20 protein-coding genes and 1 tRNA gene are annotated in these 25,598 nt (G+C 41.1%); 7 read left to right on the top strand and 14 right to left on the bottom strand.

The window, feature by feature from the left end; all coding sequences use genetic code 11:
* Window positions 1-12 precede the first annotated feature (12 nt).
* The 4 genes from P1X15_RS28180 to P1X15_RS28165 form a co-directional block, all read right to left on the bottom strand.
* Window positions 13-1,131, bottom strand: coding sequence for a hypothetical protein (locus tag P1X15_RS28180; RefSeq protein ID WP_277341471.1), 1,119 nt, complete (start codon window positions 1,129-1,131; stop codon window positions 13-15).
* Between the two features lie 153 nt (window positions 1,132-1,284).
* Entirely contained in the window at window positions 1,285-1,899 is a 615-nt protein-coding gene (locus P1X15_RS28175) for a YceI family protein (protein ID WP_277341470.1), read from the bottom strand.
* Between the two features lie 99 nt (window positions 1,900-1,998).
* Window positions 1,999-2,466 (bottom strand): MarR family winged helix-turn-helix transcriptional regulator, encoded by a 468-nt coding sequence (locus tag P1X15_RS28170; RefSeq protein ID WP_277341469.1) that lies wholly within the window; start codon window positions 2,464-2,466, stop codon window positions 1,999-2,001.
* 71 nt (window positions 2,467-2,537) lie between these two features.
* On the bottom strand, window positions 2,538-4,460 hold the full coding sequence (locus P1X15_RS28165) for a hypothetical protein (RefSeq protein WP_277341468.1): 1,923 nt from the start codon (window positions 4,458-4,460) through the stop codon (window positions 2,538-2,540).
* A 50-nt stretch (window positions 4,461-4,510) separates the two neighbouring features.
* Between P1X15_RS28165 and P1X15_RS28160 the strand changes: the two genes are divergently transcribed.
* The 3 genes from P1X15_RS28160 to P1X15_RS28150 all read left to right on the top strand — a co-directional run bounded on the left by P1X15_RS28160 (window position 4,511) and on the right by P1X15_RS28150 (window position 9,121).
* A complete protein-coding gene (locus P1X15_RS28160; RefSeq protein ID WP_277341467.1) occupies window positions 4,511-5,353 on the top strand; it encodes an alpha/beta fold hydrolase in 843 nt (280 codons plus the stop codon).
* A gap of 70 nt (window positions 5,354-5,423) precedes the next feature.
* Window positions 5,424-7,418, top strand: coding sequence for an NADH-quinone oxidoreductase subunit L (nuoL, locus tag P1X15_RS28155; RefSeq protein WP_277341466.1), 1,995 nt, complete (start codon window positions 5,424-5,426; stop codon window positions 7,416-7,418).
* Between the two features lie 119 nt (window positions 7,419-7,537).
* Complete coding sequence (locus P1X15_RS28150) at window positions 7,538-9,121, top strand: NuoM family protein (RefSeq protein WP_277341465.1); 1,584 nt, start codon at window positions 7,538-7,540, stop codon at window positions 9,119-9,121.
* Window positions 9,122-9,298: 177 nt separating this feature from the next.
* Here the strand turns inward: P1X15_RS28150 and P1X15_RS28145 are convergent, their stop codons facing one another.
* The 5 genes from P1X15_RS28145 to P1X15_RS28125 all read right to left on the bottom strand — a co-directional run bounded on the left by P1X15_RS28145 (window position 9,299) and on the right by P1X15_RS28125 (window position 13,509).
* Window positions 9,299-10,426, bottom strand: coding sequence for a LysM peptidoglycan-binding domain-containing protein (locus tag P1X15_RS28145; protein ID WP_277341464.1), 1,128 nt, complete (start codon window positions 10,424-10,426; stop codon window positions 9,299-9,301).
* Window positions 10,423-11,223, bottom strand: coding sequence for a DUF4905 domain-containing protein (locus P1X15_RS28140; protein WP_277341463.1), 801 nt, complete (start codon window positions 11,221-11,223; stop codon window positions 10,423-10,425). The genes P1X15_RS28145 and P1X15_RS28140 overlap by 4 nt, the downstream gene beginning before the upstream one ends.
* A 74-nt stretch (window positions 11,224-11,297) precedes the next feature.
* On the bottom strand, window positions 11,298-12,455 hold the full coding sequence (locus tag P1X15_RS28135) for an MFS transporter (protein ID WP_277341462.1): 1,158 nt from the start codon (window positions 12,453-12,455) through the stop codon (window positions 11,298-11,300).
* The gene (locus tag P1X15_RS28130) at window positions 12,452-12,841 is read right to left on the bottom strand and encodes a VOC family protein (RefSeq protein WP_277341461.1); all 390 of its coding nucleotides are present in this window, start codon (window positions 12,839-12,841) and stop codon (window positions 12,452-12,454) included. Before P1X15_RS28130 ends, P1X15_RS28135 begins: the two co-directional genes overlap by 4 nt.
* Window positions 12,842-12,846: 5 nt before the next feature.
* The gene (locus P1X15_RS28125; RefSeq protein WP_277341460.1) at window positions 12,847-13,509 is read right to left on the bottom strand and encodes an HAD family phosphatase; all 663 of its coding nucleotides are present in this window, start codon (window positions 13,507-13,509) and stop codon (window positions 12,847-12,849) included.
* 153 nt (window positions 13,510-13,662) lie between these two features.
* Between P1X15_RS28125 and P1X15_RS28120 the strand changes: the two genes are divergently transcribed.
* Entirely contained in the window at window positions 13,663-14,532 is an 870-nt protein-coding gene (locus P1X15_RS28120) for an AraC family transcriptional regulator (protein ID WP_277341459.1), read from the top strand.
* 72 nt (window positions 14,533-14,604) lie between these two features.
* Window positions 14,605-16,479 (top strand): glycoside hydrolase family 13 protein, encoded by a 1,875-nt coding sequence (locus P1X15_RS28115; RefSeq protein WP_310586050.1) that lies wholly within the window; start codon window positions 14,605-14,607, stop codon window positions 16,477-16,479.
* Window positions 16,480-16,520: 41 nt separating this feature from the next.
* Here P1X15_RS28115 and P1X15_RS28110 read toward each other — a convergent pair whose 3' ends face one another.
* The 3 genes from P1X15_RS28110 to P1X15_RS28100 form a co-directional block, all read right to left on the bottom strand.
* Complete coding sequence (locus P1X15_RS28110; RefSeq protein ID WP_277341458.1) at window positions 16,521-17,927, bottom strand: lipopolysaccharide assembly protein LapB; 1,407 nt, start codon at window positions 17,925-17,927, stop codon at window positions 16,521-16,523.
* A 139-nt stretch (window positions 17,928-18,066) separates the two neighbouring features.
* The gene (gene pafA, locus P1X15_RS28105; RefSeq protein WP_277341457.1) at window positions 18,067-19,695 is read right to left on the bottom strand and encodes an alkaline phosphatase PafA; all 1,629 of its coding nucleotides are present in this window, start codon (window positions 19,693-19,695) and stop codon (window positions 18,067-18,069) included.
* 86 nt (window positions 19,696-19,781) lie between these two features.
* Window positions 19,782-20,735: a LytTR family DNA-binding domain-containing protein gene (locus P1X15_RS28100; RefSeq protein ID WP_277341456.1), complete on the bottom strand. Its 954-nt coding sequence runs from the start codon at window positions 20,733-20,735 to the stop codon at window positions 19,782-19,784.
* 122 nt (window positions 20,736-20,857) lie between these two features.
* Between P1X15_RS28100 and elbB the strand changes: the two genes are divergently transcribed.
* Together elbB and P1X15_RS28090 are read left to right on the top strand one after the other, a co-directional pair.
* On the top strand, window positions 20,858-21,541 hold the full coding sequence (gene elbB / locus P1X15_RS28095; protein ID WP_277341455.1) for an isoprenoid biosynthesis glyoxalase ElbB: 684 nt from the start codon (window positions 20,858-20,860) through the stop codon (window positions 21,539-21,541).
* Window positions 21,542-21,596: 55 nt separating this feature from the next.
* Window positions 21,597-21,680, top strand: a tRNA-Leu gene (locus P1X15_RS28090).
* 489 nt (window positions 21,681-22,169) lie between these two features.
* On the opposite strand, the gene P1X15_RS28085 is transcribed toward P1X15_RS28090, so the two are convergent.
* Both P1X15_RS28085 and P1X15_RS28080 read right to left on the bottom strand, forming a co-directional pair.
* A complete protein-coding gene (locus P1X15_RS28085; RefSeq protein WP_277341454.1) occupies window positions 22,170-24,542 on the bottom strand; it encodes a glycosyltransferase in 2,373 nt (790 codons plus the stop codon).
* A complete protein-coding gene (locus P1X15_RS28080; protein ID WP_277341453.1) occupies window positions 24,535-25,575 on the bottom strand; it encodes a hypothetical protein in 1,041 nt (346 codons plus the stop codon). Before P1X15_RS28080 ends, P1X15_RS28085 begins: the two co-directional genes overlap by 8 nt.
* Between the last annotated feature and the right edge of the window lie 23 nt (window positions 25,576-25,598).

Raw genomic sequence — 25,598 nt, 5'->3', positions numbered from 1 at the left:
TTTATTAAGAAATTACTTGACTCGGCTATCACCCGCATAGATGCCTGACTCGCGCCGTCCGTCTTTGCGGTAAAAAGTACCTTGACCGTTTCTTTTACCATTTTCATAAACTCCTACAAACCTATCTCCGTCGGCATAATAATAAGTGCCTTTGCCATTGGGAAGATTATTGAGAAACAAACCTACGTATTTGTCGCCATTGGGAAAATAATAAGCCCCGTAGCCAGTGCGCGAATCGGCCCTAAAATCTCCTTTGTATTTCATGGCTCCGCTAGGATAGTATTGAACTCCCGTACCATGACGCTTTCCATATCGAAAATCGCCTTCATAGCGTTCGCCGCTCTCATGCACGTAAATGCCCAAGCCGTTTTCACAATTGCCCGCCATACATCCTACGTTTTCGTTATCTTCCTCTTCTTCCTCCTCCGTAGTAGGTAGAGGTTTCATCAATGGGGGAGCAGAATTAACGGTAGACTGGGGGCTTTTGTTAGTTACTGCTTTGGCAGTAGTATTGTTGCTTTTGTTAAGACCTGCAGCATCTACCCATCCTTGCCTAATCGCCTCTATACGTGAGGCTTTGGCAGGGTGTGAATAGCTTGGTTTATCGTCGCCAAGTGTTTTGATGGCAATCAGAGCTTCATCGAGCGAGGCTCCTAAACGCTGCATTACAAACCCCGAAAACCTGTCAGCTTCTAATTCCTTTTTGGGGCGACTACCGGTGGCATTGATGGTGTGTCCTTGTAGATGATGGCCGATTTCGTGGGCTACAATGCTAATCGCCGACCAGTCGGTGTTGGTCATGTTTTCAACTCTTTTCATAAAAGCTCCATCATAAACGATATATCGCTGACCGTCAACGACGGTGGCAAAGCAGTTTTCGGTATTGGGGCATTCTACTACCACAAAATTACGAACCAAACCTACTTGCCTCAAAATTTGGTCTACCACCTCTTCGGCGTGCTGGTTGGAACGGAATCCCAAAAAGTTACAAATTTCTTTGGGGGTTTGGAGTTGTTTGTACCCAAAATAGTGGCATACAAATTCTTCTTCTTCTTCCCCCTGAGTGGGGGAAGAAGTTTGGGCAAAACTACAAGTGGAAAGGGCTGTTAATAGGAAGATGAGTCTTTTCATAGATGGTCCACGAGGTGGGGGTTTTGATGCTATGATATACTTCTATAAACGCAGTAATTCCAAAAAAATTACGTATTTAAAAAAACAAAAGCCTATTCATAATCGAATAGGCTTTTGGAAAAAATGATTGGTCTATGTAAACCAAGTTGTAGCTTATTTTTTAGCTGCTAAAGCCAAGTTAATTTCAAAATCATCATTGATCATTTTATCGCCAATGTTAGGAAAGAAGGTTTTAGAACCATAGCGGATATCCCATTTTGAGCGGTCAAGTACAATTTTGGCGGTGGCATTTACACCATTAGCATCTGTTTTTACAGTTGCTGGAAAAGTGATAGTGTTAGTGATACCTTTGATAGTAAGATCTCCAGTGATATTGTAAGTATCGCCTTTACCTTCGGCTTTTTTCACCACAAATTTGGCCTTAGGGTTTTTTTCTACCGAAAAGAAATCATCAGACTTAAGGTGACCTACCAATTTGGCATTATAGCCAGGATCCGTAAGGTCTGTACAGGCGATGCTGTTCATGTCTATTTCAAAAGTACCTCCGGTAATTTTGTTGCCGTCTAAGGTCAAGCCACCATTTGATAGATTGATGGTACCAAAGTGCTCACCTGTTACTTTTTTAGCATGCCATTTAACCGTACTTTTCGAAACATCTACTTTGTAAGCTACGGCCTTTTTTGTGTTGTTTTTTTCGGTAGCACCAGCAATGTTGAAAGTCATTAAGGCAGCTACTAATACGCTAGAGAACATTTTGATTGTTTTCATTGTGATTGTGAGAATTTAAAATTTAAAAAAAGAAAGATTTGTTTTATGGATTTACTAGTTTTTAAAAATATTCTAAATTATAAGCCTTAGAGGCTTTTATTAGCAAGAGGTTTCTGAGGTACTTCTAAGTTTGTCGAGCAAATCACTCAGTAGGGCAGCTTCTTCGCCACTTAGCTGCTGTAGCTTATTTTCCCAATGATCCTGCAAGTTGTCGAGTTCAGCTAAAAGGTTCAAACCTGCCTCCGATATTACTACATCTACAGCACGGCGGTCATGAAGGCATTCGGTTCGTTGAGCCAAGCCTTTGAGTAGCAGTTTGTCTACAAGTCGAGAAGCGTTCGACATTCTATCGAGCATTCTTTCGATGATGTCGTTGACCCGAATAGGATTAGGGTACTGGCCTCGTAAAATCCTAAGTACGTTGTATTGCTGAGGAGTGAGGTCATAAGGCTTCAGAAGGCAAGCTTGACTATTGCTGAGCCAATTGGCAGTAAACAGTAAGTTGAGAGCCGCTTTATGGTGCGGGTTTCTGAACTTACTTTGTTTGATGTCAGTTTCAATAGACATGATACATATTAATTTTGATGGTGCAAATATAATATGTATTTACATTATATGTCAATACATTTAATAAAAAATTATCTAAAAGGAACAATCTCAGGGGCAGAGATGTCGAAATCTCGGAAGCGTAGGGGGGGAATTCCGTCAAAACCTACCCTTAGAGGATTGGTTATCTGAGGGATTCCAGAGTATAGACTTAGACGTATTTGGAATGTATCAAAAGTGAGGTTTTCGTTTCTAAATCTAAATCCAATTCCATATCCTTGAAAAGGTCGCTGATGAAAGAACGGTTGCTTAGAGAAGGAAGTCCAACCTATATTAGAAAAGAGAAAAGGGGCCATTCGGAAACCTAAAAAATTGATAGGACTAAAAAACACCGTCTCTACCCCAAGTACTAGTTTTCGAGTGCCACGCATTTCGTCGCTATAAATCCCTTGAATACCCTCATTGCCGCTAATATTGAAGTATTCATTCTGAAAACGATTGAATCCTACCCCAAACTTTACGTTCAGAAAATGCCGTGCATACCATCTCCTCCCTAATGGATGTAAAGGTGTGAAGTAGTTGTTTTCGGTACTAAATATCCCCTGTTCTGTTCGAATATCTTTGAAATAACTGCCTACATTGACTAAGCTATACAGATACCCAGCGTTGTGGATGTACCGAGCCCTAGAAAATTTTAAGCCAAGGTACTTGCGTTTGCCTAATTCGGCAGGGTCATTTCCATAGATAAAAGCGATTAAGTCACCCACAGGTACGTCTTCGGTGCGCCCAAATCCATAAATCAATAAATCACGTTTGTAACTTCGATTAGAATAACCTAAACTAAACAATGTAGGTCGAGTATTCTGAAAAAGTTGGTTAGTAGAGTCGGTGACTGTTCGGTCGCGTCCGTAGAATGTTTGCCTTGTATGACGTAACGCAACTACAAATCGGGCTCTTTCGCGAAGTTTGTTGTCCCCAAAAAAAATGCGGAAGGAGCGACCAATCCATGCGTCAAACAAAGAGTACTGAGACCAAAAGTAATTGCGAACAGAGCGGCCTGTGGTAGGGTCGGTAACGAATTCGAACAACCGGAGATTGTTATAACTTACTTCAAAAGAGCCAGCATATTTCATTTGAGGAGTTAAAAATGGCCGGAAGACCTTGATTCCTAATTGTTTTTGGTCACGCTGAATGTTTAGAATACCTTGTCCCGAAATAAATGTTTTACCAAAAGAAGGAATAAAGTATCGACTTGCATACTCAAACCGTTGACGGGGGTCTTTGCCATTGTAAGCAATGGTGTTTTTGAAAGTATGTCCTAGTCCTTGAAAGTTTCGCTGATCGAAGCCAACGGTAAAATTGTCTAAACCCGAAGCAGAGCCGTCGGGCAAGAGCGACCACACATCTTGCGTGTAGACATGTACATCTACGGCATCTTTAGCGTTTGGGTAGGGTACGATTACAATCCTTGCATCGTGGAAGATGCCTTGTTGGCGCAGGTAGCGTTCATTGTCTTTTATTTTTTCGGGATCTATTTCATCCCCTTCTTCAAAAAATAAAAAATTTCGTTGGATTACTCTTTCTCTGGTGCTTCTATGAAATTGGTTACCTACTTTGTCGAGCCAATTTGTAGGGGTACGAAGCGTGTCATAAACGCTATATCCAAAAACATCCGAGCTGTGGACAAAAACTTTCCTAATCCAGCGCCCTTCATATACTTTGTGTGGATTTTGTTCTATTTCGCTGATTTGGTCACCTTGCTTCGTACTGTTGTAGATATCTCTGAAAAGAAAGTTATAAAGGGTCTTAGGAACCACTTTTTTTGCTTTTTTTCCAAAGGCCGTGTCTTTGGCGGTGGGAGCTCCAATGTTGACTTTAAATACGCTATCAATGGGAGTTTTTTGGCTAAAGCAAACACATACCCCAACTACCAACATGGCGCAAAAAAAAGATAATATGTGTTTTCCTTTACAAACCATCGAAATATCTACGAGGTTTTTGCTACTTTTCTTCAATTTTAAATAAAAAATAGAAGAAATAAGTTATTCATCAGTAGGATTTGGCAATGAAACGGAAAAAACTAGTATTAGTTGTAGGTGTGTTATACATTTTTTTGGTAATGGTTTCGGCGTGTTTTAGTTCGCGAATGAGCGATGCTGAGATGAAAAAGTATTTTGCTCAGAGCCCTTATCCTCCTAGTCGGCACTACTACGAAGCACTCGGACGGCAGCTGCATTATGTATCGGCGGGGGCGTCTTCAAAGCAGCCAGTACTTTTTGTCCACGGGTCGCCAGGCTCTTGGGACAATTTCAAAAGTTTTTTGAAAGATACCTTTTTGTTAGCTCATTACCGATTGATGTCGGTAGATAGGCCTGGCTTTGGCGATTCGAAGGAGGAAGGAGCGGAGGATGAACTCAAAAACCAAGCAGCAGCTTTGTTGCCTATTTTGAAGCAGCAAAAGCAGTCGGTAGTGCTAGTGGGGCATTCGTATGGAGGGCCAGTGATTGTGCAGGCAGCCATTGACTATCCAGAATATATCAGAGCGCTAGTCATTGTAGCAGGCTCAGTATCACCTACATTGGAGCCAGCCAATTGGTATCGTTATCCTCTTAAATATACACCTTTACGTTGGGCCATTCCTTCATTTTTTAGAAGTAGCAATGACGAATTATTACCTCTGAAAAAAGAACTTGAGAAGATGTTGCCATATTGGAATAAAGTAAAATGTCCTGTAGTCGTAGTACAAGGAGGAAAAGATGTATTGGTAGCTCCCGAAAATGCCCAGTTTGTAAAGCAACAGCTCCCACATGTCAAAGTGACAACCATCTGGAAAAACAACATGAATCATTTTGTGCCTTGGAGTGACCCTGATTTGATTATTGAAGGAATCAAAATGGCGCTAGAGTAAAAGGTTTTACTTCTTTTTTGTAAAAACACCCGATTTGCCTGATATTTGCCGAAAAGGTTTACACCCCCTGATGTCTTCATATCTATTTTTTATTCTTTTATTGCCTTTAATGGGTTTTATTGGTTTGTTTTCTTTCGCCAATAAAGCAAATAAATTGGCTGGTTGGATAGGCGCCATTTTCACTCTGATAGGATTATGTGTGTCTATTTTTGTTTTTACGCATTCGCTTCACCAATCAGAAGCTTTTGAATGGGAATGGCTTGTACTTCGGCAAAAATCCATAAACCTCTCTATTTTGCTGGATAACCAAACCCTCATTATGCTGCTTGTTGTGCATTTTATTGCATTGCTTGTCCAAGTGTTCTCGATTAGTTATCTTCATCATGAGCCTCATTTGTGGAGGTATTTTGCCTATTTGCAGTTGTTTGTTTTTTCGATGTTAGGGATTGTGGTAGCAGGCAATTTGCTTTTGATGTATATTTTCTGGGAATTAGTGGGGTTGTCGTCCTATCTTCTTATTGGATTTTGGTATCAAAAGCCACGCGCTGTATGGGCGGCAAAAAAAGCTTTTTTGCTCAATAGAATCGGAGATGCTGGTTTTTTGATTGGGATTTTACTGCTTTTTTTTGAAGCCAATTCTACTGATTTTGTGGGTTTAAGTACTGGTCAATTGCCTCACATCAACGAAGGCCTGATGACCGCGATTGGGTTGTTTTTGTTTTGTGGAGTAATGGGCAAGTCTGCACAGTTTCCATTGTCGGCATGGCTGCCCGATGCTATGGAAGGGCCTACGCCTGTTTCGGCCTTAATACACGCAGCTACAATGGTGGCAGCGGGTATATTTCTTTTAGGGCGAATTCATTTTTTACTTACCCCAGATGCTCTTTATGTGATTACGATTATTGGTACTATCACGATGGTAATGGGCGCGTATCGGGCTATTTCCCAAACCGATATAAAGAAAATGTTGGCATATTCGACGGTATCGCAGTTGGGGCTGATGGTAATGGGTATGGGCGTAGGAGCCAAAGAAGCAGCAATGTTTCATCTTTTGACGCATGCTTTTTTCAAAGCGGGATTGTTTTTGTGTGCAGGAGCTGTTATTCATTTTTTGACGCCTCATGACGAGAATCATGCTTCCGGGATTGACCCTCAGGATATGCGGCAAATGGGTGGTTTGTATAAGTATATGCCTACCACATTTAGGGCATACACTCTATGCGCTGCTGCTTTGGCGGGGTTACCGTTATTTTCGGGGTTTTTGTCAAAAGATGCGATTTTGATAGAAGCGTTTCATTGGGGAAGTCAGCAAGGGAGAGGAGCGTTTTTGGTTCCGATGCTGGGGCTATTTTCCGCAGGTCTAACGGCATTTTATACCATGAAACAATGGAAAATGGTGTTTTTGGGTGAATTTAGAGGTGATAAACATGCTATATCACAAACCCAAGAGGCTGATATATTAATGAAAGTCCCTTTGGTGATTTTGGCTAGTTTATCGGTATTTATTTGGTTTTCCTTCAATCCTTTGGATGCAGCCGATGCGTGGTTTTTTGAGTTATTTAAAACGAAGCCCTCAGAAGGTTCACATTTGGTAATAGCTGTACTGTCGGTTTTGGTGGCTATGTTGGGGCTTTCAATGAGCTATTTTGATACTTTGTCTCCATCAAAGGTAGGATTAATCCCTTCTTTATCTTTAGGAATGGAAGATATACGAAATTGGATAAAATCATTTTTTCAAAAATTAAAATGGCTCAGAGAACATTCACATGATTCAGATCAACACCTTTTTTTGATTGCACCTTTACAAAAAATAGCGCAATGGTGTTTTTGGCTAGATCAAAAAATTTTTGATAAAATCGTAGACTGGGTTGGTTACGTGACGGTGATTTTGGCGCACATCGTAGGGCGTTTTGATCGGATGGTGGTAGATGGAGTGGTGAATGGAATGGCCTGGACAGCGGGTTTTGTGGGCAATCGTACTCGTGGTATACAAAATGGTAAAACACAATCTTACTTGATTGCGATGCTTGTGGGTGTATTGATTATTATCTTTTTTGTACTGTAAAAATCAGTGGTTTTTGGGGAGGTAAATTGTAAGCTTCTGAAATTAAGATTGCCTACTGAAGTAGACAACGAAAAAACAAAAAACAAATACGATTGATGCTATCATAGAAAAATTCAAATATGGTTCCTTATATACTTTCTTTCTTAACGTTTCACCCGCTAGTTGGTACATTACTTATTGCCTTGCTTCCCGAATCTCGCAAAGCTGCATTTAAGTGGATAGCTCTTTTTTTCTGCGCTTGCCAAATCCCCGTTTCAGGAGTGATTTGGTATTTTTTTTCGGCCAATGCCCCAGGCTTCCAAATGGTCGAGAAATTAGATTGGATTACTTTTTCATTGGGGCGCATTGGGACCGTATCTATTGATTATGTCTTAGGAATAGATGGAATCAATCTACCGCTGTTGCTACTGACATCGGTAGTGATGGTGATAGGAGTGGTGTCGTCGTGGGGGATTAAGAAAAAAGAAAAGGCTTACTTCTCGCTGTATTTGCTGCTTACTACTAGTATCACAGGCTGTTTTGTGGCTTTAGATTTCTTTTTGTTTTTCTTGTTTTTTGAATTCATGCTGCTGCCCATGTATTTCCTGATAGGACTCTGGGGAGGGCCACGCCGAGAGTACGCTTCTATCAAGTTTTTCTTGTATACATTGGTGGGGTCTATTCTGATACTAATAGTGATGATTGGGCTCTATATATCGGTAGTTGACCCTGTAGATTCTCAACTCACGCAGACTTACGTGCATACCTTTGATTTGCGCTACATGGCTGATTTCAAAAATTACCTTTCCAATAGTATACTTTCGCCCGATGGTGGAGTGCTAATTTTTGGGATACCCGCTAGGGCCATTGCATTTTGGCTTTTGTTTATTGGATTTGCTATCAAGCTTCCGATTGTGCCTTTGCATACATGGCTTCCCGACGCACACGTAGAAGCGCCTACACCTGTATCGGTAGTATTGGCGGGAGTTTTGTTGAAAATCGGCGGGTATGGTCTGCTCCGCATCGCGTACCCCATTTTTCCAGATGCAGCCCAAGAATATGTTTTTGTATTGGCACTGCTGGGAGTTATTTCAATCATTTATGGTGGTTTCAATGCACTCGCCCAAAATGATCTCAAAAAGATGATTGCTTATTCTTCGGTATCACACATGGGGTTTGTGGTGTTAGGAATCGCCTCCCTTACTGCCGAAGGTATCAACGGGGCTATTTATCAGATGGTGAGTCACGGGGTGCTTTCTGCCATGTTGTTTTTGTTGGTAGGAGTACTTTACGATCGCACGCACAATCGCCTCATTGATAGTTACCGTGGATTGATAGGGCCTATGCCCTTTTATACAATCATAACAGGTATTGCCTTTTTTGCTTCATTAGGAATGCCCGGATTTTCGGGATTTGTGGGAGAATTATTTAGTTTGATGGGAGGATTTCAATCACAATGGTTGCCTACTTGGGTAGCTGCCTTAGGAACTTTAGGGATAATTTTAGCCGCTGCTTACTTTTTGTGGACTTTACAACGAATGTTTTTGGGCAAACTGTGGGCCAAAAACAAAGCTGATTTGGCCCAGCTTACCGACCTAAATTTACAAGAAAAACTGATGTTGATTCCCTTGGCAATTCTTACCTTTTTGCTGGGTATATTTCCTCATACCTTGTTTAGTATTTCTGATAAAGCCGTTGAAAATTTGTTGAAACTCTTTCCTTAAGTTTAACAAACTAAGACATAAGTCTTAGCATAGCATAACGGATTTCAGAGGGAAAAGCTACTTTCAAAAGGGTGTTTGTGCCTCGAAGAAGCACGAAGATTGTTGCTAAAAGTTTTGCAAAAAAAGATAACTTTTAAGAAGTCAAACGGCATACTAGCTTAGCATGAATGAGGCTCTTTATTGAGACAAGTAGCTGAGTTCGGCAATAAACTGTTTACCCCCCGGCGAAAGTTTTTCTTGAGCGCGGGCCGAAAGCTTGATAATGATGCGATTATTGGCACTGATATCAGGTAGTTTTCCGATTACTTTTACCCATACACTTTGGCTGTTGTTCATGTTTTTGACCTGAATCAGTGACCCAACAGGGGCGGTACGGTGCAAAGCCAAATATTTATTGCTGTTTTCCAATCCTTCTAATACCTCCGCTACGCCTGTTTCGAGGATTCGCTTACCAGTATTAGCGATTTTTGGTTCGGGTAAGTTCGAATTTGTAGGGTCTTCTCCTCGCACAGGTACGGGTACAGGAGTAGCTGGCTTTTCGGTATTGGCTTTTCGGGCATCGGCCAGTTTTACAGAGTCTAGCTTATTTTTTTTGAGATACTCTTGATAAGCTTGGTCTGAAACAATCAACTCTTGTCCCGAACGTAGCTGATCTGAGGTGAGTCCATTCCAGCGACGGATATCGGCCATCAAAACCCCATGTTTGACCGCAATCCCGTAAAGAGATTGCCCCCCTTCCACGCGGTGAAGCCCTGATTTTGGAGCGGCGGGAGCAACAGGTTTGGTATCGGTAGATGCTGTGCTGGTAGTCTCAGGCTCCTTTTCTTTGGTAGCAGCAGGCACCTCTGTTACTTTGGGAGTCTCTTCTACTTTGGTATTTTCTATCTTAAAAGTCTCGCTCTTTTCGCCTTCTGTTTTTGCTGGCGTCTCGGATTTTGGTTTGATTTCATAATCCAATACCAACTTATCCTTTTCTGCCGAAGGGTCGGGTTCTTTGGCGGCTACCTTTTGCGGAGGCGCATTTGTGGCTCGGCCTTGAGAAGGTACACGTACGATTTGGCCTACTATCAAATTATCTTTCATTCCTGGATTGGCAGCCTTGAGAGCTTGAATCGAGGTTTTATATTTACGCATCACGGCATAGAGCGTCTGCCCAGGTTCTACTTTATGTAAAACGTAAGTTTGCCCATTTTTGGTTTCGGTGCCAGTGGAGTCGGAAGAGAAAGGAGAAAAAGATAGGGCGTGAGCAGTTTTTCCCCCCCATAATCCTACAACAACTATCAGAAATGCAGCTCGCTTCATCATGGTCTTGGTAATTTTAATACGACTAGTTCGTCTAAATTTTCTAAATAAACAATATGGTGGTCATTATAAATACAATTATCGAAGGCGATACTTCCCACGTCCGAACGAATCGCATCGTGCAACAGTATTGTCTTCTTTGAATTCACAACCAAGATAGAGCGGGATAAAGTATCAGCGTTAGGGGGGTAAAAATAGTAAAAAAATAATACATGTCCAGAGTTTTCCCCATAATTTATCGTTTTTTGGGGGATATGATTGGTAGTTTTTTGGATAAATTGTTTAACAAAACCATAGTATGAACTATCTTCACCGTAGTTGATAGGTGTTTTCCAAAAAGGTGCTATACTTGGTATGTCAAATAATACCTCTGAAAAAAGAGTACCATCTCTTAAATCCCAACTTTCATAGGTGGTTTCTAAAGTAGGAGAGAGTTTGGAGGTACGAATAAGATGACCGTTTGTTGCTTCAAATTTGCACCCATCCAAAGTCCACAATAAATCACCCGTCGAAGCGTCCAATGCCACGATTTGCTGCGGAGAGGGCTGCTCGCTACCGGCGTAGTTATGTAAAAGTATCACACCAGCATGCACTCCTACGGTACTCGTCCACCAATGAGTAGAAGGGGGTGTCTTTTGCCACAAAATTTGTTGATTTTCGAGCTGAAGGGCGCACCACTCCACTTGCGTTTTGTTTCGTAACTCTACTATTAAAACCTGTTCAGAAAGAGAAATCGGTAGAGCGTCGTGTAGAATACGCCAAATTGGAAGCGAAAAACGATGTCGATAAGAATTTAACAAGGGGTTAGGGGAAGGATGACTTTACAAAATTAGCTAAAGCGATTAGGTTTATCAAACCCTATCGCTTTAGAATTTTAATAAAGACGGGCTCGATTGGATAATAAAGCCCAAATCAGCGCTAAAACCGCTACAGTACCTATGGCAAAAGAAAGATTGACTTCGTGAGAAAGTACCCCTATCAAGGCTGGACCAGCCAGAAAACCCGCCAAACTGAAGGTGTTCATGGTGGCTAAGCCTGCACCTTTGGCCATGCCAGGAACGCGGGCCGCGCTACCATAAAGGATGGGGGCGCCGCAGGACACACCCGCTCCCACCAAACCAAAACCGATAATAGCTGTAGTAGGGTAAGGCAGAAAAACGGCTATGAAAATTCCAAATGAAGCTAATAATCCGCCTCCTACCAAAATTTTTCGGCTGCCGTATTGAGGAATGAGAGCATCCCCAACAAAACGACCAGAAGCCATGAAAAACGCATAACTGGCAAAGCCCCAACCCATAAAAAAATCATTTGATTTGACTACATCACGCATATAGACGGCGGTCCAATCGGCCATGGTTCCTTCGGTAATGTTGGTACAAAGCGAAATGGCAATCATCCCCATAAGAACTTTATTTGGCCACGCAAACTTAGCTCCTCCGTCTGATTGCATTTTTTCTTCATGTATACCCATGATAATGGGGCGCACAAGCATTGCCAACGTCAATACAAATATTGATATGGCGGCAATGTGTAATGTAGGCGGTATCTTAAACCCCATCAGGATACTTGCTAAAGCAGAACCCACCATTCCACCTGCACTAAACATGCCGTGAGAGGTCGACATGATGTGGATGCCGTCTTGTCGTTCAATCGTAGTAACGCAGGTATTCATGGCTACATTGGTAAAAGCAATACCTATTCCCATGAGGCCAAGGGCAACTGAGGTCATCCACAAATAGGGGACATTGACAGGAAGTGAAAAAACGATTGCCATCCCCATCAACCCCACTATCGTAGTATTACGAATCCCAAAACGATTGATAACTAAAGTCGAAAGGGGATTGCTGAGGGTAGAAGCAAAGGGCAGACTTAATAAAAGTAAGCCCAGCTGTGCATCGTCCAAATTGTATTTTTCCTTAACATATGGAATCCAAGTGACCCAATTCCCAAACAAAAAACCCACCGAAGCAAACACTGCACCTATGGCAAGGCTTCGGCTGTGGGTAAAATAGGTTTTGAGGTGTGTTGTCATGCTGTGATTTCGATTCGGTTTTGTTCAGGATCTAATACCACACTTTCATAATAGCCATCGCCGGTATGGCGAGGTTCTCCCACTATTTCGTAGCCGTCGTTTCGTAGTTGTTCCGTAAGCAGATTGACTTGGGTTTCGTCTCCCACCGAAATGGCCATATGTATCAAACCCAAAAACTGGGAATGTACGTTGTTTTGATGAGGGGGGATAGTTGGCATTTGCATCAGTTCGAGACGTGCACCTTTTTGGAACGATAAAAAGTAAGACTCAAAATTTTTTTGAGCATTGGTATATTTTGAGTTGGATGTTGCCCCAAAATATTGCTCATAGAAAGCCCGCATACGTTCCAAATCTTGGCACCATATAGCGATGTGTTCGATATACATAGGGCTTATGAAGTCATTAGATTTTGAATAAATGCAAAATCAAGCGAGAGATAGTCTGACACATAAGCACTGCAAGGAGGCAATTCTTGTGAGCTATGGGTGGTAGTGACACCGACTACTTTCATTCCAGCCGCCAAACCTGCTTTTACGCCCGAAACCGAATCTTCAAATACAACACACTGTGCCGGAGCGATGCCTAGATTTTGGGCGCTTTTGAGGTATACTTCTGGGTCGGGCTTGTGCTTGCTAACGTCTTGTTCTGACAACAACGATTCCATAACCTCTTTCAGATAGGGAACTTGCTCAAGCATCATGTCGAGATTTTCGACGGGAGCAGAGGTGGCAATTCCCGTTTTTACACCATTTTTTTTGAGTTCTTCCAAAAACGTCAACAATCCTGGTAAAGGCTGGGCAATAGAAGTGTACAATTCTCTGAAAAGTGCTTCTTTTTCAAATTGTAAACGGGCAATTTCTTCAAAGCTTAGGCTTTTTTTGAGAAAATACGATAGAATATAACTGTTGTGCTTCCCATACATGTGGTCATGTAGTTCTTGCTCAGTGGGTTCTATTTGATACTTTTCGAGAAATTTACGCCAAGCGATGTTGTGGGTGGGGTTGGTATCGGCAATGACGCCGTCCATGTCAAAAATTACTGCAAAACCAGACATATCAAAATATTGTGAGAAATCTGCCAAGTACTTGGTACGGGTTATTTATGGTTACAAAATTAGTAGTTAGGAAGGATGCTTTTCTACGATTTTGTTTGCCATTTCTGACACTGTATTGATTTTTATTCGTAAATATGTGTTAAAATATGTAAAATGGCTCGTTTAGAATTTGAAAAAATCCAGCCCAGTCAAGGGAGTTCTTTTCGGTTGTATCATGCTACAGAAGTAGAAAGCTGCCGGGTATATTGGCATCACCATCCTGAATATGAAATAGTATATATTCCGCATGGAAATGGTCGTCGCCAAGTCGGGCAGCATTTGTCGCGTTATGAAGAAGGAGAGTTGGTATTTATTGGCCCTAATATCCCTCATCTAAATTTTGCATATGGACAAACGGGCGATTTTGAGGAGTATGTAATTCAGATGAGGGGTGATTTTTTGGGGAAAGAATTTCTGAAAAACGTAGAGTTAGAGGCCATTTCTCAGCTTTTCGAAAAATCAAAACGAGGGCTAGCGTTTGGGAGAGTCACGAAGCGATTGGTAGGAGAGAAAATCAAAAACATGGTGTATCAGGGCAACTTTGAACGTATGATGTCACTACTTTGGTTGTTGCAAGAAATGGCCTTCGCTGATGATGTCGAATTGCTCCACGCTGAAGGACAGCAGCCCGATGTGCCCCCCAAAGAGACTGAGCGACTCCGCCAAATCTATAGTTTTGTTGAGCAGTATTTCCAGACCGATATAGACCCCAATCAGGTGGCAGAAGAGATAAATTTAAGTTTACCAGCTTTTTGTCGCTATTTCAAGAAAATGACAAATCAAACTTTTACTGAGTTTGTGAATGAATACCGCATCAATCATGCGAAAGTCAGGTTGTTGGAAAACGTGAGCATCGCACAGATTGCCTATGATTGTGGTTTCAATAATCTTTCTCATTTCAACCGCATGTTTCGCAAAATTACCCAACAGAACCCAACCGAGTACCGTCAACAGTTTTCGACTATGGTATATCCATTGGCGTAGCCAATTGGTTGATAGAAATAGGACTGTACTAGAAAGATTTTGTTTATTTTTGGGAATTATTAAACTTTTCCTATGATGAACATATTGAAGAAATTACTACTGAGCTTTTTGGGAGCTTGCTTGAGTTGCTATGTGATTGCCCAAAATCCCCAAATTCAATACTTACATCCTACCAATTGGTGGGTAGGTATGAAAAACCCTAACCTCCAATTGCTGGTTTATGGTCAGAATATCAGTAAAGCAAAGGTCTCTCTCAATTATCCAGGAGTAAAAATCAAGAAAACCCAAACGACTTCTAATCCTAATTATCTTTTTGTGGATTTGGAAATTGCAAAAACCGCCAAAGCGGGCAAGATGCAGCTGGTTTTTAGTAATGGGAATGCCAAAAATACACAGTCTTTTACTCTATCTCCCAAGCGGCATAAGCCTCTGCCAATCAATTCTTCTGATTTTGTGTATCTGCTTATGCCTGATCGCTTTGCCAATGGTGACGAATCCAACGATAAAATTGACGGAATGCTTGACCCACAAGCAGATAAGAATGTGCCGTTTTTAAGGCATGGAGGCGATTTTCAGGGAATTGTTGATCATCTGGATTATTTGCAAGAATTGGGTGTAACGGCTCTTTGGAATACACCTGTCATCGAAAACAATACCACTCTCAAAAAAGAACTACACGGCAATATGCAAGCTGCTTATCACGGCTATCATTTTAGTAATCATTATCAGATTGAACGCCGTTTGGGAGGAAATGAAGGTTATAAGAAACTGTCGGTGGCGCTTCACCAAAGAGGGATGAAACTCATTCAGGACGCAGTGTATAACCATGTTTCGGAAGACCATTGGATGTTTCAAGACCCGCCTACACAAGATTGGTTTAATAAGTGGCCGACTTATACCAACACAAGCCACAAAGAGCTGCCTCTTTTAGATCCAGCGGGGACGGAGACCGATCGAAAATACTTGACCGACGGGTGGTTTATGCCTTTTTTGCCAGATGTAAATCAGCGCAATCCTCTTTTTGCTAACTACCTTATTCAACATGCCATTTGGTGTACAGAGGAGTTTGGACTTGATGGCTGGCGCATCGATACTTACAAATACAATGATATGCCTTTTATGAATCGCTGCAATCAGGCGTTACTAGAGGAATATCCCAATCTTATTATTTTTGGAGAAACATGGGTCACTAATCCCGCGATTTTATCTTATTTCGTAAAGAGCAATGTTAAGTTCCCTTTTCAGTGTAACTTACCCGGAACTTGTGACTTCCCAAGTTTTGCCGCAATCAATGAAGGCTTGAAAGAACAATTTAGTTGGGACGGGGGGATCAATCGAGTGTATCAAGCTTTGGCACAAGATTTTTTGTATGCTGACCCTTACAAGATGGTCACTTTTTTGGAAAACCATGATACCGATCGCTTTTTTTCGGTGATTGGGGAAGATTTTAATAAGTACAAACTAGGCGTTACATGGCTACTCACCACACGCGGCATTCCTCAGTTTTATTATGGGACGGAGGTGTTGATGAAAAACATGAAAAATCCCACTGATGCCGAAGTGAGGCGTGATTTTGTGGGTGGTTGGAAAGGCGATCAAGAAAGTAAGTTTACCACCGCAGGCCGTACTTCTCGTGAAAATGAAGCCTTTGAATTAGTAAAAACCTTGGCCAATTATCGAAAAAATACGCCTTCGCTGCACAGTGGCGAATTTATGCAATATCTGCCCCAAAACGGAGTCTATGTTTATTTTCGTTATGATATTTCTAAGACGATTATGGTAGTGATGAACACCAATACAGATGAAGCAGTGGTAGATACCGAGCGGTTTTCGAAACGAACAAAAGGATTTAAAACAGCAAAAAATATCTTGACGCAAGCATCTATTGTTGATATAAAAAGCTTAAAAATACCAGCAATGACAGCGTGGGTACTTGAATTGAAGTAATAAAATAGGGTTAAAGCGGAGGAGTTTCCTCCGCTTTAACCCTATTTTCTATATTGTTCGATGAGTTTAAAAAGGGCTTTTTGTTTTTCGAGCTCAGGAAAAAAAACATACAGCTGCTCATGTGCGCTATAGTCAAGAGTAAGCGCAATTTCGAGATTTAGTAAAGCTTCTTTGTAGTCACCTCCGTGAAACAAATAAGCTGCAGCGCGATAATACAGAGTAGCATTGTCGGGCAATTCATTAAGCCCGTCTTGGATGACTTCGTAAGCTTTATCAAATTGACCTTGGTCAAACATGGTCAGCGACCATTTAAGCCAAATATCTTCGTATTCAGGATCCAATTCGGCAGCTTTCTCAAATGCTTCAATGGCTGAGAATACGTTGCCAATTTTGTATTCCAACTCTCCCAAAGTAAGCCAATAATCAGCGACATGTTCGTTGAGTTTAATGGCTTTTCGAACGCAATTGAGGGATTCAATCCATTTTTCTTCTACTGCTAGACAAACAGCCACTCCATACCAAGCTTCGTCCCATTGATTGTCGAGTTTGAGCGCTTCTCGATAATATTCAAGAGCCTTCCCAAAGTCTTTCAACTTTTCATAACTACCCGCTAAATGACAGTAAAGGTCTGACGTGGGAGTTTCGTTGCGCAAGGTAAGCAGATACTTCTCATTGGCTTCTTTGTATCTTTCGAGATTCATGTAGGCATTGGCCATGTTGAAATAGGCCGACGCAAAATCTTCCTTGATGACAGTAGCGTAGTCGTAAGCTTGGAGCGCATCTTGGTATTGACCTAGTTTGCTGTACACAATCCCTAAATTATACCAAGCATTGTGCGAATAAGGGTCACGGTCAATGAGTTCATTGTAAAAATCAATGCTAGATTCTAATTGACCAGTGATTTCGAGGCAAAATGCTAGTTCGTAGAGGGCGTTTTCATTATCTAAATTATACTGAAGGGCTTTTTTGTACTGCTCTATAGCCTCTTCGTATTTACCTCCATTTTGATAAGCTTGCCCCATCTGAAACAAGATATCATCTTTTTCTTCTTCTTCAATATAAAGGAGCATTTGCTCGTATACTTCTACCGATTGATCATATTCACCCATCATACTATAGACCCCGCCTTGCATAAAAAGTACATCCAAATCGTGAGGATTAAACAATGCGGCTCTATCAAGGATTTCGAGCGATTCGTCGAAGCGCTGATTTTGGGCTAATAAGTGGGCTTTGTCGAGCATGAGTTCGAGAGAATAAGGAAAGTGCTCCAGCCCGAAATCGCAGGCTTGTAGAGCACGTTCCCAATTGCCTTCGCCTATATAATGTTCGACGATGTGTTCATAAGTATCTAAATCAAAAAATTGACGTTCTTGGTTTTTGAGCATTACCTCAAAACGTTGTACTGAATCCCGCCAGTCTGGTTGTCTTTCCTCGAATTCTGGGTGCATATCCTGAATATATGGGGTAAGTGTCTATATCGAAAGATAAAACAAAAAATTTTGTTATCAAATTTTTAACACAATATCCTTCAACTAAATTCAGTGCTAAACTCGATAGGAAAATAATCTTATTGATAATCAGAAACTTTTATTTTTTCATTACATCTTCAATCACAATGCCGATGTTACCACTTGGTTCCAAGATTTTGAGCAAGGCCGCCACAGTAGGTGCAGTATCTGCTACAGCGGTGCGTTTGAAGGTTTCGCCTGGCTTAATTCCCCATCCCATAAACAACAACGGAATGTGAGTATCATAATTGTAAGGTGCTCCGTGGGTAGCGGTGCTGCTGCCTGATACCCAGCCGGGTTCAATTACAAACTGAATGTCTCCGCTACGCTTGGCGTGGTTGCCGTTTTTATATAAAGTGAGCAAATAGTCGTTGATATTTGCTTTGCCCAAATCGTGTAGGTTGAGGACATCTGCAATTCCGTCAAAATCAATACCTATCTTACGTACTACTTTATAGACGTCTTCGACCTCTATTTTTTTGTCAGCCAAGGTTTTGTGGTTAAGATAGAGCTGATAGTTTTCTGAGGCTGTGATATAGTCGCCTTCCCCAAACTTAGCAATCAGTGTCTCTTTGATGGCAGTATTGATTTTGCCAATGTTGAGTCTACCAGCAGGAAGGCGATTTTGTTTCCAAAGTTCGGCTACATCCATAACAGCGTGGTCGGCAGAAATGAAAAACAGATAATTACCTTTGCCCACTTGCTTGTCGAGTGCCGCAAAAATCTCCGCAAAGTCACGGTCGAGGCGTAGATAAATATCTTCTTCTTCTACGGAGTTAGGGCCAAAGGCGTGCCCTACGTAGTCGGGCGTAGAGAAGCTAATAGCCAGAAAGTCGGTAGCGGGACCTTTGCCTAGATTTTCGTGTTTGAGAGCTTCAAGGGCAATCTCCTTGGTGAGGGTGTTGCCGTGAGGCGTACTAGCCAAGATACCAAAAGCATCTCCTGCAATACCTGCCAAATCATAAGGAAAGGTGGACTTCTTGGCTCCGGCGATTTTAGCTTCGTAAGGTTGGTCGTCGGCAGTACTTTCGCTGTATTGCTCAATTGGTAAAAGCGTATGCCAATTTTGTTTCATCAATTCAGACGGACGCTTGCGGGCGTTGTAGTCTTTGACCCACTGAGGTAGATCGTTCATATAAAAAGTACTGGTTATCCAGTTGCCCGTTTTACTATCAAACCAAAATGCCCCATTGGCAGTATGGCCTGCGGGCAATATCGCCCCTCTATCTTTGATGGCTACTCCGATGGTCTTGCCTTGGTAGTTGTTGGCAATACGAAGCTGGTCAGTGATAGTGCTAGTAAGCAGGTTTTTAGGAGACATTTTGCCAGCGGAGTTGGCTGTACCTACCGACTGCACGGTACTATCCGCCACACAATACATGCCTTTGCCGAGTTTTCGGTCATACCAATCGTTACCCACAATCCCGTGAATAGCAGGTGCTGAACCCGTATATACAGACGCATGTCCTGCGGCTGTTACGGTGAGGGCATAGTGATAATGGTGATTGCGGCAATTGAAGCCTTCGCGGAGCATTCGTTTAAAGCCTCCTTCCGAATATTTGTTGTAATAACGATACCAATAATCGTATCTCATTTGGTCTACTACTACGCCAACGACCAGCTTGGGGCGGGCTAGAGGCTCAGGTTTGGTTTGGGCAACTATGACGGTTGTACAGAATAGTGCCAAGGTTAGGTGAATGTACTTCATGGATTGGGTGTCTTTGAATACTATAAAATAAACATTGCGAAGTTACATGAACTTTTTAGAACTCTATACGTAATACACTTCACAAATCATTTTGGGCTATTTGAGGAGGCCTCATGAGGCGACGTTTCGTCTTTCTGAGCAAGTATTTTTTTTAACACTTTCACTCGAGTCCGCTGCATTATAAACTCAGCCTTGTCATCTTTAAGACGTACTTTGTATTTGTCATTTTCCCAATAAGTAAAGCTTTTTAGAAAGTGAAGATTAAGAATAATGGAGCGATTGATTCTAAAGAAATGCTGGGGGTTGAGTTCTGCTTCGAGTTCAGCTAGTTTTTTTCGGATATGGAAAGTCCGTCCTTTGGTGTAAGCAAAATAAGTTTTATGTTGTACTTCAAAGTAAATCACATCCAATACGGGCAGTATTGTATGGCGTTGATTGTACCAAGCTTCGATGGTGTTGGCATAGATAAGGGTGTCTTCTTCGGTGGTTGGGAGTGGCGGTAAGGAAGGCTTTGCTTCCAGTTCTGTATAACTCAGAAATAAATTAGTATTCAGATAAGTATATTCTAAAACCAAAGAGGGCAATAAATAACTAATGTACATTTTAGATTGGAGAAAATAATGTGGGAAATAAGTGTTCCAATCATAATCGGGATAAGCTACTACTAAGTATCGTAACCCATTGGTAATGGGAGCAAAGAGGACAATAGAACCTAAAATACAAGGTAGAAAAGTTAGTTCATACAGCAATATGCCTTTGATAGTATTAGGGATATGTTTGATTTTTAGCAGTTTAGCATAATACCGAGCTACCCACATAAAAAGCAGTATAGAAATGAATTCAAACAAGAAAAAGTAAATTAAGATTGTTTTGAGGAAATATTTGGCGTCATTTCTTCCAAGAGCTGAAAACTCATAAAACTGGCCTTGGTCTAAAATCAGCCACGAAACTAGAAGTACGCCTATGAGTGTAACGGTAAAAATGACCCCCCAATTGCTAGGAATTCGGAGAGTGATAGGAATTAGAGGAGCGTTTTTCATGGGTCAAAGATAGTGACTGACTGATATTCTAATCAATGACAAAGATGTTGATTTTGTAAGTTACAAAATTTCAATTCTTATCCTATCTTTGGGAGAGAATCAAAGAATCATCATTGGTAAATATGAAAAAAATAGGTGTTTTATTACACGGAAATGGCGTTTTTGACGGTTCCGAAATCCACGAATCAGTATTTACACTCTTGGCGATTGCCGAAGCTGGAGCAGAGGCGGTGTGTTTTGCACCCAATGTCGCGCAGTATCATGTCCTCAATCATATGACAGGAGAAGCTATGCCCGAAACTCGAAATGTGTTGGTAGAGTCGGCACGTATTGCCAGAGGAAATATCAAAGATATTGTGGATATAAAAGTGGAAGAGCTAGATGGGCTGGTAATGCCTGGAGGTTTTGGAACGGCCAAAAACATCACTAAATGGGCCTTTGAAGGACCAAAAGGAGAGATTTTGGCTTCAGTCAAAGCTCTCATTATTGATTTAATAAAATCAGGTAAGCCCATAGCGGGTTTGTGCATGAGTCCTACGACGATAGCCAAGGCATTGGAAGGAACTGAGTTTCATGCAAAACTGACTGTAGGCACTACTTCCGAAGACTCTCCTTATGATATAGCAGCGATTTCGGCAGGGATAGAAGCGGTAGGGCAAGTAGCAGAAATGGCTTCAGTGAGGGAGATAGTGACCGACGAAAACCTCAAAATCGTCACTGCACCCTGTTATATGATGGAGGCTAGTATTATAGAGGTGCGAGAAAATATCAAGCAAGCGGTAGAAAAATTAATTTCTTTAGCTTAAAAGCTTGCGAATATGATTTCAGTCTACTACTTTTGCATCCCCAAACAGGGACAACGGCGAAGTGGTGGAATTGGTAGACACGCTACTTTGAGGGGGTAGTGGGCGTTAGCCTGTAAGAGTTCGAGTCTCTTCTTCGTCACAAAACCCGTAATACTTGCCGTATTACGGGTTTTTCCATTTTTGCGACAAAATTAAGCTGGTAACGACTTCATTAACAAGCCTAAAACAAAACCAGTAAAACACACAGACCTGTCAAGCTATCAGTAGTGCTGCTTAGAAAGGTTGTTATCTATTTACTGGGATTGTATCCCCTGTTTTAGGGCTAGTCAATTTTGATATATTCTAGTTGTAAAGATTGCATAGGACGAGTAGGAAATATGTCGAATACCATGATAAGTAATCCAATGGCAAAAACAGTCGAAATCATTATGGCAAGTGTCATGTGTGTGTGTTAGTTATATAGTACATCAAAGAAAAAAACTGCAAAACCATCAGTATTTGAAAGCTTTATAGCAAAATGTTAAAATTGGGACATACAATGATGATGAATGCTTGAACAATATACATAGGTAAGCATTCTTAAGTTATAAAGTGTTATGTTTTTCACATATTGTACAAATAAATTTTCTTAACTAGCAACTTTGTGAGAAACTTGGCCCGCATTTGGTAATACTAAAGTTCTTTTTTGAAGGCTGTTGTGAATGTATTTCTCGACCGTCAATCGGGCCATTAAGTAACTCACAGTCGACTCTGCTCCTTGATTGAGATTAACATAATTTTCCTCTAGCCCGTCGTAGCATCCACCTGTGCAAGGGTTATAAATAATCTGATGGAGGTGGTTTTCACCCAAAAACCAGTTGAAGGAAGAACGCATCTTAACCAAATAATCTACCTCTCCAAAAACTTCATAAAACTTACCCAATGCTAGAATGGTGTAAGCGACATCTATGGGCTGCTCACCTCCAATGGGAACAATAGGCAGTATATCGCCTTTTTGAAACCAAGATTTATTAGATATTACATTGATACCTTTTTCTCTGAATATTTTGGAAAGTAAAAAATCAAAAGATGATTTGGCGATTTCTTTGTAGGCTTTGTTGCCCGTGGCTAGCCAAGCACAAAGCATTGCTTCTGGTAAGGTGCTATTGGCGTAGGTAAGATAGCTCTCAAACCATTGCCATTCGGGGTTTGATTCGTGTTTATACATCTGAACCAATCGGTTGGTGAGTTGGATAATCAACGCCTGATTGTAGGGTGAAGCTGCTTTTAAATTACGATAATAGATTCCTTTGATGATGAAAGACATCGCTCGCGGAGAATGAATCTCGTGAATATTGACGAGAGCCCTGTCCATAATTGAGGTGGCTTTTGCGGCAAGTGCAGGTGGTAGCAAAGCACTCATTGAAATCAAATAGCCCAAAGCCCAAATCGCTCTTCCATTCGAATCTGCCAAATTTGTGAGGTGGTTTTGTGCTGTAAAAGCATAATTTTCGTCAACATAATTGAGAAAATCACCTTCAGTTTGTAGGCAGTGTTGGATAAAATTGAGATAGATATTGATGTATTTGGTATCTTCTGAATCAAGCGTATGTTCAAAATGCTGACACATAGCTACCATAGCGCGGGCATTGTCATCTAAGGTATAGCCCGAATCTATGTCTGGTTGATTGATCTTGGAAAATTGAATCATCCCAAAATCAGTTGTTAGCTTTTTAATGTAATCTACATTTACGTTAGGCTTTTTGTAATGTAACGAAATCTGATCCTTCGCAATGAATTCAAACAATATTGCATGTGCAATCGCCACGTTTTCCCAAGCAGTAGATGCCATTTTGTGTAGGCCATGCGAGCTTATATTCTTACGCAATTCTTCATTGCCTAACAAACTCACGACGGCTCTCGCTAACTGCTCGGAGTTTTCAAAATCAAAAATAATTCCAGCGTCCGAATGGATTACTTCGCGGGCGTGGGGAATGGGCGTGGATACAATGGGGCATCCGCAGCTAATTGCGTAAGAAAACGTACCGCTCACCGCTTGGTTTGGATCTTTGGAAGTAAATAAGTAGACATCAGTCAGCTGCAAGTATTCCAGTAAATCTGGGAGGGGTAAAAAATAGTTGATGAATTTTACGTGCGCTTGGAGTTTCAATTCTACCACCATTGAGGCCAACATTTCGTGGTATTTTTCGCCTTCTTGCTTCACTACTGAGGGGTGTGTTTTCCCAATGATTAAAAACAAAACATCTGGATTCACTTTTACAATCTCTGGCAAAGCACGTAAGGTAGTTTCGATACTTTTCCCAGAACTGAGTAGCCCAAAAGTTGACAATATTTTCCTCCCAGCCACTTGGTATTTTTCTTTTAGAAGTTGTGTGTCAGAATGCGCCACTAAGTGGGTGCCGTGGGCGATGACGGTGATTTTATTTTCTGGTACGCTATAATCTTCTATGAGGAGCTTAGAGGAGTTGTGGGTCATTACTACAATAGATTCCGCAACCGACGCGATTTGCTGAACCTGCTTTTGCAACAATTCACTGGGTTTGGGCAATACCGTATGGAAAGAAACGATGACAGGCTTGTTTAGAGTCTCTAAAAATTCTTGAAACTTCTTTTCTCTTTTCTGAAAAAAACCAAATTCGTGCTGGACTAATACTACTTTAATATTAGGATTGAGATTGATAGTCGTTGCCAATCCTGTAAGCGAACGAGTAGGGTCGCTGTGTAAAATAAACTTCACTTCGCTAGGGTATCTAATCTGTTCATTTTCAGGTTCGATAGCGCAAATGTTTATTTTAAATGAGTGATTAAATTTGTTGTTTAAAGCTTTTATTAAATCTTGAGAATAGGTTGCAATGCCACATTCACGAGGTGGGTAGGATGTTATAAATAAAATTTCAGGCAAAGAAACATCGGTAAGAGCGTATTCATTGGCCATAAAAACCGACGTTCTTCTATCGGAAGGCAAATTTTTGGCGGGGCTCTGAACGGATTTTTTAATCATTTTTTGTGGAGTTAAGTAGAAATTCTTCTAACAATGCTGCGATGCTGAGTGAAGCACAGGCGATTTGCTCATCGGCGGCTCCATAGTATATATACAGTGTATCTCCTCTCACTAAAGCACCGGTAGGAAAGCATACGTTGTTTACTTCTCCGGTTATTTCCCAGTCATATTCGGGCTTGAATAGTGGATAAGGAAGGCGAGCTATTTCTTTGTAGGGGTTTTGTAAATCTAGCAGAGCCGCGCAAGCTGTGTATACATAACCATTTATAGTATCATGAACGCTGTGGTATATTAGTAGCCAACCGAGTTCGGTTTCTAAAGGAGGACACCCGCTCCCGATGTAGCTTACTTCGTGCTCAAAGCGAGGAGATAATACAATTTGGGTATTAAATCTTAGAAAATAATTTTGCCAAAACTCAGGGGTCAGTTCTGAAAGTTCGTAAAATTCGGCAATCTGAATATCGGGCTTAATACGATGTAAAAAAAACAACTTCCCATTGATACGCCTTGGAAAAAAAACAACATTTTTGTCCCAAAGAAGAACTTTTTTGCCGTTCTTTTCTAGCATGTGCTCATGAATATTGTAACGTGAGTATTTTTCATTTATTTCACCTCTAGATTCTGTCAGATGTTCAAATTCTTCATACATAATTTGAGGCGTGATGATACCTTTTTTTTCAAAATGTTGTAGATCATTTGAAATTGCTAACGCACCTAGGGCATTGACACCGTCATAGGCAGTGTAGGTGAGATAATATAACTCATCAATCTTAACAATGCGAGGGTCTTCAATGCCCTGTGACTCGTAATCAAACTGTGGGTAAAGAATAGGAGTATCACTACGCTCATGCAAGGTGAGGGGAGATGAGAATGTACAATAACCAATTGTAGAATAATTTTTTTTGCTTACTGCGCGGTAAAAAAGGTATATTAAGCCATTTTCTTCGATGATTGCAGGATTTAAAACACCTTCACTCTCAAATCCTAAATGAGTTTTTTTTAATACTATACCTTCTTTTTTGACTTCTAGCATTTGAAAGTTGGGTTTTAGATATG

Origin of the sequence: Runella sp. MFBS21 (genome assembly GCF_029433105.1) — a bacterium.
In the GTDB taxonomy this organism is placed as follows: Bacteria; Bacteroidota; Bacteroidia; order Cytophagales; family Spirosomataceae; genus Runella.
The sequence above is the reverse complement of the archived record's forward strand: the minus strand, read 5'-3'. Positions and strand labels throughout refer to the sequence as shown.